The sequence below is a fragment of the Burkholderia sp. genome (genome assembly GCF_018375725.1).
Taxonomy (GTDB): domain Bacteria; phylum Pseudomonadota; class Gammaproteobacteria; order Burkholderiales; family Burkholderiaceae; genus Burkholderia.
The window spans coordinates 1-8,628 of record NZ_JAHACR010000179.1 but is presented as its reverse complement, the minus strand read 5'-3'; the positions used below and the strand labels follow the sequence as shown (position 1 = coordinate 8,628).

At 62.1% G+C, this 8,628-nt stretch carries 11 protein-coding genes and 1 pseudogene; 7 read left to right on the top strand and 5 right to left on the bottom strand.

Translation table 11 applies throughout. The annotated features are described in order from the left end of the window. The 6 genes and pseudogenes from KH616_RS17090 to KH616_RS17065 form a co-directional block, all read left to right on the top strand. A pseudogene (locus KH616_RS17090) lies at window positions 1–459 on the top strand (UvrB/UvrC motif-containing protein); the annotation flags it as partial. Window positions 460–679: 220 nt separating this feature from the next. After that, on the top strand, window positions 680–1,231 hold the full coding sequence (locus KH616_RS17085; protein WP_292248492.1) for an iron transporter: 552 nt from the start codon (window positions 680–682) through the stop codon (window positions 1,229–1,231). A 56-nt stretch (window positions 1,232–1,287) separates the two neighbouring features. Beyond that, complete coding sequence (locus tag KH616_RS17080) at window positions 1,288–1,620, top strand: cupredoxin domain-containing protein (protein ID WP_292248489.1); 333 nt, start codon at window positions 1,288–1,290, stop codon at window positions 1,618–1,620. A 55-nt stretch (window positions 1,621–1,675) separates the two neighbouring features. Then, window positions 1,676–2,518 (top strand): FTR1 family protein, encoded by an 843-nt coding sequence (locus tag KH616_RS17075; protein ID WP_292248486.1) that lies wholly within the window; start codon window positions 1,676–1,678, stop codon window positions 2,516–2,518. Then, on the top strand, window positions 2,515–3,912 hold the full coding sequence (locus KH616_RS17070) for a 4Fe-4S binding protein (protein WP_292248485.1): 1,398 nt from the start codon (window positions 2,515–2,517) through the stop codon (window positions 3,910–3,912). Before KH616_RS17075 ends, KH616_RS17070 begins: the two co-directional genes overlap by 4 nt. A 51-nt stretch (window positions 3,913–3,963) precedes the next feature. Then, window positions 3,964–4,368 carry a heme-binding protein gene (locus KH616_RS17065; RefSeq protein WP_292248483.1) on the top strand — a complete coding sequence of 135 codons (405 nt, stop codon included), beginning with the start codon at window positions 3,964–3,966 and terminating at the stop codon, window positions 4,366–4,368. A gap of 229 nt (window positions 4,369–4,597) precedes the next feature. On the opposite strand, the gene KH616_RS17060 is transcribed toward KH616_RS17065, so the two are convergent. The 3 genes from KH616_RS17060 to KH616_RS17050 form a co-directional block, all read right to left on the bottom strand. Continuing rightward, window positions 4,598–4,846, bottom strand: a complete 249-nt coding sequence (locus tag KH616_RS17060) for a hemin uptake protein HemP (RefSeq protein ID WP_292248481.1) — start codon at window positions 4,844–4,846, stop codon at window positions 4,598–4,600. A gap of 145 nt (window positions 4,847–4,991) precedes the next feature. Then, window positions 4,992–5,474: an SRPBCC family protein gene (locus KH616_RS17055; RefSeq protein WP_292248480.1), complete on the bottom strand. Its 483-nt coding sequence runs from the start codon at window positions 5,472–5,474 to the stop codon at window positions 4,992–4,994. Between the two features lie 93 nt (window positions 5,475–5,567). Further along, a complete protein-coding gene (locus tag KH616_RS17050; RefSeq protein WP_292248477.1) occupies window positions 5,568–6,440 on the bottom strand; it encodes a pirin family protein in 873 nt (290 codons plus the stop codon). Between the two features lie 121 nt (window positions 6,441–6,561). Here KH616_RS17050 and KH616_RS17045 point away from each other — a divergent pair, with 121 nt between their 5' ends. Continuing rightward, window positions 6,562–7,536, top strand: coding sequence for a LysR family transcriptional regulator (locus KH616_RS17045; protein ID WP_292248474.1), 975 nt, complete (start codon window positions 6,562–6,564; stop codon window positions 7,534–7,536). Between the two features lie 338 nt (window positions 7,537–7,874). On the opposite strand, the gene KH616_RS17040 is transcribed toward KH616_RS17045, so the two are convergent. Both KH616_RS17040 and KH616_RS17035 read right to left on the bottom strand, forming a co-directional pair. After that, entirely contained in the window at window positions 7,875–8,297 is a 423-nt protein-coding gene (locus tag KH616_RS17040) for a biopolymer transporter ExbD (protein ID WP_292248472.1), read from the bottom strand. Between the two features lie 12 nt (window positions 8,298–8,309). Beyond that, window positions 8,310–8,628: MotA/TolQ/ExbB proton channel family protein (locus tag KH616_RS17035; protein ID WP_292248470.1), on the bottom strand; the 319-nt coding region annotated here is incomplete at its 5' end.

The following is an 8,628-nucleotide window of genomic DNA, read 5'->3' as shown; positions in this document are numbered from 1 at the left end:
GAGGGTTTCCTGCGGGCCGAACGCTCGCTGATCCAGACCATCGGCCGCGCCGCGCGTAACGTCAACGGCAAGGCGATCCTTTATGCGGACACGATGACCGATTCGATGAAGCGCGCGATCGGCGAGACCGAGCGGCGACGCGCGAAGCAGATCGCATACAACGAGAAGATGGGCATCACGCCACGCGGCGTCGTGAAGCGCATCAAGGACATCATCGACGGCGTCTACAACGCCGACGAGGCGCGTGCGGAGCTGAAGGAGGCGGAGCAGCGCGCGAAATTCGAGGACATGTCCGAAAAGCAGATCGCCAAGTAAATCAAGCGCCTCGAAAAGCAGATGGCCGATTACGCGAAGAATCTCGAGTTCGAAAAGGCCGCGCAGACACGCGATCAGCTTGCGCTCCTGCGCGAGCGGGTATTTGGCGCGAACGTCGGCGATCACGTGAGCGGCGCTCAGTAAATCTTTCACACCGTTACGCGGGACGGCCTGTAATCCGTCTGTTAAGCCTTGTCAGATCAGGGTTTTACATGGTTGCCGGTTTGTCCCTCAGCACTTTCGGTGCTAAACTCCGCGAGTATTGAGAATAGTTCGCATTAACGTTCTTCATCGCGTTAATGTTTGCCGGCAGGCTGTCCGACCTGGCAGCCATGCATTTGTCAGATAAAAACAAGGAGTGTCCATGTTGGGTTCTTCGTTCATCCGCACTTCGGTTGCGGTAGCGGCGGCACTGGCCGCCATGTCGGCATCGGCGGCTGAGTATCCGATCGGCAAGCAGCAAATTCACGGCGGGATGGAAATCGGTGCGGTGTACCTGCAGCCGATCACGATGGATCCGGAAGGGATGATGCGCAAGGCATCGGATTCGGACATCCACCTCGAAGCGGACATCCATGCCGTCAAGGACAACCCGACCGGTTTCGCGCAGGGCGACTGGATGCCTTACCTGCAGGTTACGTACAAGCTGACGAAGCAGGGTGACGCGAAGTGGAAGGCCGAAGGCGACCTGATGGGCATGGTCGCGAGCGATGGCCCGCACTACGGCGACAACATCAAGTTGAACGGCCCCGGCAAGTATCACCTGACGATGACCGTGAAGCCGCCGATGCAGATGGGTCATATGGCGTTTGGCCGTCACGTCGACAAGGAAACCGGCGTGGGCGCGTGGTTCAAGCCCGTCACTCTCGAATACGACTTCCCGTTCGCCGGCATCGGCAAGAAGGGCGGGTACTGATCGGTTGCGTAACGGACGGCCCGCTTCGCGCGAGTCGTCTTCGTAGAGAACCAAGCATGAAATTCCCCCAGAAATTCGTCGCGACGGCCGTGGTGTTCCTGCTCGCTGGCGCGGCGCAGGCAGCCGATCTGCCGACGTTCAAGCTCGAGATGGCGGACGGCAAGCTGAATCCCGCCCGCATCGAAGTGCCGGCCGGCCAGCGTTTCAAGATCGAGATCCGGAACACCGGCAAGGGTGCTGCCGAATTCGAGAGCGTGCAGCTGCGCAAGGAGAAGGTGCTTGCGCCGGGCGCAGAGTCGTTCGTCGTCGTCGCACCGCAGTCGCCGGGCGAATACAAGTTTTTCGACGATTTTCACCAGCAGGCGCAGGGCGTGATCGTCGCGAAGTAATGCAGTTTCAACTGCGCGCGGGCGCGTGTACGCGTCGCGCGTCAGGGAGTTATCGATGGGTCAGATTTTGTTCATCGTCTGGCGGGAGAGCGTCGAGGCGCTCCTCGTCGTCGGCATTCTCTATGCATGGCTGAAAAACGGCGATGGCGATGCGCGTCGCGGTTTGCCGTATCTGTGGGCCGGCGTCGGTGCCGGGCTGCTGATGGCGGTCGGGCTTGGCGCCGCGCTCGTCGGGTTCACCGAAGTGTTGTCCGGCGACGCGCAGGACTATTTCCAGACGGCGATGGTCCTGATCGCATGCGTGCTGATTGTGCAGATGGTGTTGTGGATGCGTCAGCACGGCCGTACGCTGAAGCGCGACATGGAGCAGTCGCTGCAGCAGAGCACGCGCGGATCGAACTGGTGGGGCGTTGCCGTGCTGGTCGCGCTTGCGATCGCGCGCGAGGGTAGCGAAACGGTGATCTTCCTGTACGGCCTCGGTTTCGGCCAGTCGGGTCACGTCGATGGCAGCCAGGTGCTCGCCGTCGTCATCGGTCTCGGTCTCGCGCTGTTGACGTTTTACGTGCTGCAGCTCGGCGGCAAGTATTTCTCGTGGCGCCACTTTTTCCGCGTCACCGAAGTGATGCTGCTGTTCCTGGGCGCGGGCCTGTTCCAGACGGGCGTCGACAAGCTGATCGACAAGGAAATCCTGCCGCTCGGCATGTCGCAGGTGTGGGATACATCGGCGCTTCTCGACGATTCGGGCACGTTCGGTTCGCTCGTCGCGACGCTGACCGGTTATCGCGCGCATCCTGCGCTCATGAACCTGATCGCATACGCGGTGTACTGGGCGGTCGTCTGGCTGCTGCTCAAGCGTGCGAGCCGGCGCCCGGCCGTGTCCGCGGGACGTCCGGCATGAGCGCGATCGTCGGCGCAAAACCGGGCAGGCTCGCACAGGCTGGCCAATGGATGCAGCGCCATGGCGCGCTGATCCGCGGCATCCAGTGGGTGGTCGTGGCCGTCTATGCGTTTCTTATCATCGTGCCGGCGATCATGCCGTTGCCGGACGATTCCGCGCACCTCTGGAGCAACCTGACGCTTGCCGCGGAATTCGTGTTCTGGGGCATCTGGTGGCCGTTCGTGCTGCTGTCGATGGTGATGCTCGGCCGCGTCTGGTGCGGCGTGCTCTGTCCGGAAGGCGCGTTGTCCGAATATGCGAGCAAGTACGGGCGCGGGCGGGCGATTCCGCGCTGGATGCGCTGGGGCGGCTGGCCCTTCGTCGCATTCGGGATCACGACGATCTACGGGCAGATGGTCAGCGTCTACCAATATCCGCTTGCCGTGCTGCTCGTGCTTGGCGGGTCGACCGCGGCCGCGATCGTGATCGGTTTGCTGTACGGCCGTGAGAAACGCGTGTGGTGCAAATATCTTTGTCCGGTCAACGGCGTATTCGGACTGCTCGCCCGGCTCGCGCCGATGCGCTACAAGGTCGACGAGGATGCGTGGCGCCTTTCGTACAAGCGCGGCGAGAACGGACATCGAGTGATCCCGGTCAATTGCGCGCCGCTCGTGCCGTTGCGCAACATGAAGGGCGCGGCGCCATGCCATATGTGCGGCCGTTGCAGTGGCCACCGCGACGCGATCGAACTGACGTGGCGTTCGCCGTCCGAGGAGGTCGTGAAACTCGGCGCGCAGCAAGCGAGCCCGTGGGACACCGCACTGATTCTGTACGGCCTGCTGGGCGTCGCGATCGGCGCATTCCACTGGACCGTCAGCCCGTGGTTCGTGCAGATCAAGCAATGGCTCGCGGGCTGGCTGATCGATCACGACATCACGTGGCCGCTCGAGACCAACGCGCCGTGGTTTCTGCTCACGCATTATCCCGAGCGTAACGACGTATTCTCGTGGCTCGATGGCGGGTTGGTCGTCAGCTATATCGTCGGGACGGGCCTCGTTTATGGCACGGCGCTGCTCGTGCTGCTGGCCGGTGCAACCGCAATGCTCGGCCGCTTCGACCGCGTCCGTCTACACCACCTTGCGCAAGCGCTGATTCCGCTTGCCGGCGCAGGCGTGTTTCTTGGCTTGTCGGCCACGACGCTGTCGCTGCTGCGCGCCGAGCATGTGCCGCTCGGCTGGGCCTCGGATGTGCGGATCGCAATCCTGGTCGGCGCGAATCTATGGAGCGCATGGCTCGCATGGCAGGTGGCAGGGCGTTATGCCGGGTTGCCGCGCCGCGTGATGGCGTTCGTGTGGTTTGCCGCCGCTTTGGCCGTCGTCGATAGTGCGTGGTGGCTGATGTTCTGGGGCTTTTGACGCGACGCTATCATGCTGTGAGGCACATTCTCGTCATCCAGGAGGTGTCCGATGAAAACCAAACCTGTGCTGACCAGCGATGAAGTCATGAAGATGGCCGCAGCTGCGGAAGCGTATGCGGTTGCCAACCAGTGGTCGGTGACAATCGCAATCTTCGACGACGGCGGACATCTGCTGCATCTCCATCGAATGGACGGCGCGGCGCCAGGGACGGTCGAGATGGCGATTGGCAAGGGCCGGACGTCCGCACTGGGTCGTCGGGAAAGCAAGGCATACGAGGAAATTGTCCTGCAAGGGCGCGTGTCGTTTCTGAGCGCGCCGCTGGTAGGGCTGGTCGAGGGCGGCGTGCCGATTGTGGCCGACGGCGAGACCGTCGGTTCGATCGGTGTATCGGGCGTCAAGTCGGAGCAGGATGCTGCAGTCGCGCGTGCAGTGATTGCCGCGCTGAAGGGCTGATATCGGCCGGAAGGCCGGTTCGTATCGGGCGACCCGCGTCAAAATAAAAAGCGACACGTCGGATGACGTGTCGCTCCCTTACCCTCTGCGAGAACCAAAAAAGTGGCTTGGCTTGCTGTAACGGCTGCTTGAGTGTGTTTGCACGAAGGGGTCTAGATCTCGCGTGCAAGCCGTTACGCTGGCTAATGCCTAACACCTCTCAGGAGGTGGTCCCCACAATACTCTGTCCTTATTTCGTCAGAATCAGCTTGCCGAGCCGCGTGGCACGCAACTGATAGGTTTCGCCGTTGTGTGCGATGCTGATGTGGCTGTGGCCTTGCAGCAGCGAATCGCTGGTGACGGTTCGCGTGCCGGCGTGGCGGCGTGAATCGGCAGGTTTTGCCGGTGCCGTGACCGCCGCCGCCTTCTGGCGGCTGGTTCCAAGGGCACCACCGGTGTGGCGCAAGGTCAGCGTATTCGAGCGCATGGTGTCGGTCATTCGGTTGATCGGGCAATGTCGATTCGATGGAATGAATTCTAAATGATAACTATTCCCATTTACAAAGAATCTTTCTCGATCGGGATCGTGAGATTGATAGGGTGAGTCAAAGAGGCGGTCGATCACGGCCGCCAACGGCACGACATCAATGCAGGGGATCGGGATCCTTGCGTCCTTGTGCATATTCGCGGATCAGCCGCACGGTATCGATGTCGGCGGTACGGTACGCCTCCTTGACGATTCCCTGGGTCTGCCGTGCGTCCTCGCTGTCGTCGCTGACCACAAGTGTCGTACGGTATTCGAAGCGCAGGAATAGTTGCTGGTCGTCGCGCTCTTCGATCGTCATGGTCAGCGAGCCACCGATTTCGCCGTCGGCCGCATGGATGTCGTAGCGCACCTGTTCATTCGGCGTGAACGTCACGCGGTCACACACCGTCGCGTGGCCGTAGTGCAACTCGCGTTCGAGCGTCGTCTCCGTACGCTCGCGGACGACGCAACGATCAAGGCCGATCACGAACAGCTGCGGCTGCTCGGCGCGCAGCACGAGACCTTCCCAAAGTTGCTCGCGCGTCAAATGAGGCACGGCCGGATCGTCGGCATTGATCTGGATCAGGTGTTCGAAATTCACGGGGAGAGGTTCCTTCTGGTGGCGTACGGCCGCGTGGTTCAAGTCTTCATTGTGACGCAATTCCGTCCCACTCGCGGCATGTTTGCATCGCCTTCAAGATGCGATTCGACCCATCCGGCCGGCCTGGTAGTCGGCGACAGCCTGCCGGATCTCCTCCTCGGTATTCATGACGAAAGGGCCACAGCGCACGATCGGCTCGTTCAGCGGCATGCCGCCGATCAGCAGCAGATCGAGTGGCGCGTCGTCGGCGCAGAACGTGACCGTGTCGCCGTCGTTGCCATAGATCACCATATGGCGCGCATCGACTGCTTGTCGATCCGGCCCGTAGAAGCCCGTGCCCGCTATCGGGTATGCAAACACGCGGAAACCCGCGGGCACCGCTTGCGCGATGCTTGCGCCCGGTTCGAGCGTGAAGTGCTGATAGAGGATCGGCGTGCGCGTCTCGATCGCGGCCTTCACGCCGAACACGTCGCCGGCGATGACCTTGACGCGTGCTCGACCGTCCGGCGACATGGCGACCGGGATGCGATCGGCGGGAATGTCCTGGTAGCGCGGGGCGATCAGCTTGTCGCGCCGCGGCAGGTTGATCCACAACTGGAACCCGTGGGAACGGCCGCCTGACGCCGCGAATGCGGGATCCGGCATTTCGCTGTGAACGACGCCGGCACCGGCCGTCATCCATTGCACGTCGCCGGGGCTGAGCGAGCCCGCATGTCCTGCGGAATCGCGATGCTGAAAGCGCCCGTCGAGCACGTAAGTGACCGTTTCGAATCCGCGATGCGGATGGGCTGGCGCCCCTCTGGCCTCGCCCGGGCCGTATTCGACCGGCCCTATCTCGTCGAGTAGCAGGAAGGGATCGAAGTCCGTCAGGAGCCGGGTCGGAAATGGCCGCTGGACGACAAAACCGCCGCCTTCAGTCGCGCGAAATGCGGGGACAATACGGTCAAGTGTGCGAGCAATCGTCATGCACGGGCCCTCGAAACAATTGAATAGCGTTATTTTTGAAACAAGCGGCTATTATATTGAGCAATTTGCCGGGAAATTCCTGGCGGTTTGCAATGGATTGTTCTGGAATTGGAACGATGAAATGAACGTCGACGCACACAATCTGAACGACCTGATGTACTTTTCCCAGGTCGTCGAGCATGGCGGCTTTTCCGCGGCCGAACGCGTACTGGGAATCTCGAAGTCGCGCCTGTCGCGACGCCTGACCGAGCTCGAGGCGTCGCTTGGCGTGCGGCTTTTGCAGCGCTCGACCCGCAAGCTCGCCCTGACCGAGGCGGGCGAACTGTTCTATCAGCATTGCCGGGCGATGCTCGCCGAAGCGCAGGCTGCGATGAACGCGGTGCAGCAACTTCGCACGTCGCCGCGCGGCAGCGTGCGCGTGAGCGTGCCGGTCACGCTTTCGCAGACGATGTTGTCGCGCATCCTGCCCGAGTTCCTGCATCGCTATCCGGAAGTGAAGGTGCATGTTCGTGTGACGAATCGCGTGATCGACCTGTTCGAGGATTCGGTCGATGTTGCGCTGCGCGTGCGATCGGATCCGCCGCAAAACGCAAATATCGTCGTGCGGCCGCTGTGGCGTACCGAACAAATGCTGGTGGGGGCGCCGAGCCTGCTGAGTCAGCACGCGCCGCCGCTCGTGCCGGACGAACTGGCGACATTCGAGACGCTCGACACGCCGAGTGGCGACGGTCGCCATGTGTTCAACTTGATTGCGCCGGATGGGACGCGTCACGTGCACGAGCATGATCCGCGCCTGGTGACTGCGGATTTGATGACGATTCGCGAAGCGGTGCTCGATGGTGTCGGGATCGCTGCGCTGCCGGAAATGATATACGGCAATGCGCTGCGTGCGGGGCAACTGTCGCCCGTGATGCCGGGCTGGACGCTGCCGGTGCCGCAGTTGTACGCGGTATTCGTTTCCCGGCAGGGGATGCCGCCCGCGGTGCGCGCGTTTGTCGACTATCTGGTGGAGAAACTCGACCACGGCGAATATCAGCAGCCCGGCTGCCCGGAGCGCACGAGCCAGGCGGCCTCGCAAGGAGCGGCCGCAGACTGAGTGCGGGCGACGCAAACGTGGCGGATTTGTTTTGTCATTGAAGCGCCGTCTGCAATCGCAAGTTTCAATCGCCAAAGCCTTGAATGCGCGGGCGCGCAGGCCTATATTGAAATCCCATTTCGCGAAGGCAGTTAGGCGCGGAATACGGTGGCCGCATATGTTGCGAGCCAGATAGGGCAGAAAGCGCAGTCCGTGCAGACCACGGTAGTCTCATTTGCGTTGCTCGAGGTGTAACCGATACCGCCGAGAGCCCGCCGCCCGAAGGCGCCCGCGTGCGCATGAAAAAAGGCCTTCATCTGGCGATGAAGGCCTTTTACTTTGTGTGTCGTCCGCGTGCGTTACTTCGCCTTTGGCTCCGTCACGAAACCGAGCTTTGTCAGGCCGCCAGCCTGCGCATCGGACATCACTTCGGCGACGCGTTCATATGCAACCTTGCGATCCGCGCGCAGATGCAGTTCCGGCTGCGGCTCACGTTTTGCCGCCTCGGCGATACGGGTCTGCAGTTGGTCACGTGTCACCGCGTGGTCATCCCACAGGATCGTACCGTCGCCCTGGATCGCGACATCGACAGTCTGGGGCTTTTCCTGGACCGGCTGGCTGCTTGCATGCGGAAGATCGATCTTCACCGCATGTTGCATCGCCGGTATCGTCACCAGGAAAATGATCAGGAGTACGAGCATGACGTCGACGAGCGGCGTCATGTTGATCTCGCTCATCATGCCATCGTCGTCATCGTCGCTGAAACCGGTGTTCATTGCCATGGCGCACCTCGCTCAGCTTGCGCGCGTGGCCAGACGCAGGCCATCGCGCTTCGACGACGATCCCAGGCTCGCACCCGTCACGAAAAACGCATGCAGCCCGTGCGCGAAGCGGCGCAGCTTGCTGACGATGCTCTTGTTCGCGCGCGTCAGCGCGTTGTAAACGAGTACCGCGGGGATCGCGACGAACAGGCCGAATGCGGTCATGATCAGCGACTCGCCGACCGGGCCCGCGACCTGGTCGATCGACGTCTGGCCGGTCGCGCCGATTACGAGCAGTGCGTGATAGATGCCCCAGACCGTGCCGAACAGGCCGACGAACGGCGCGGTGCTG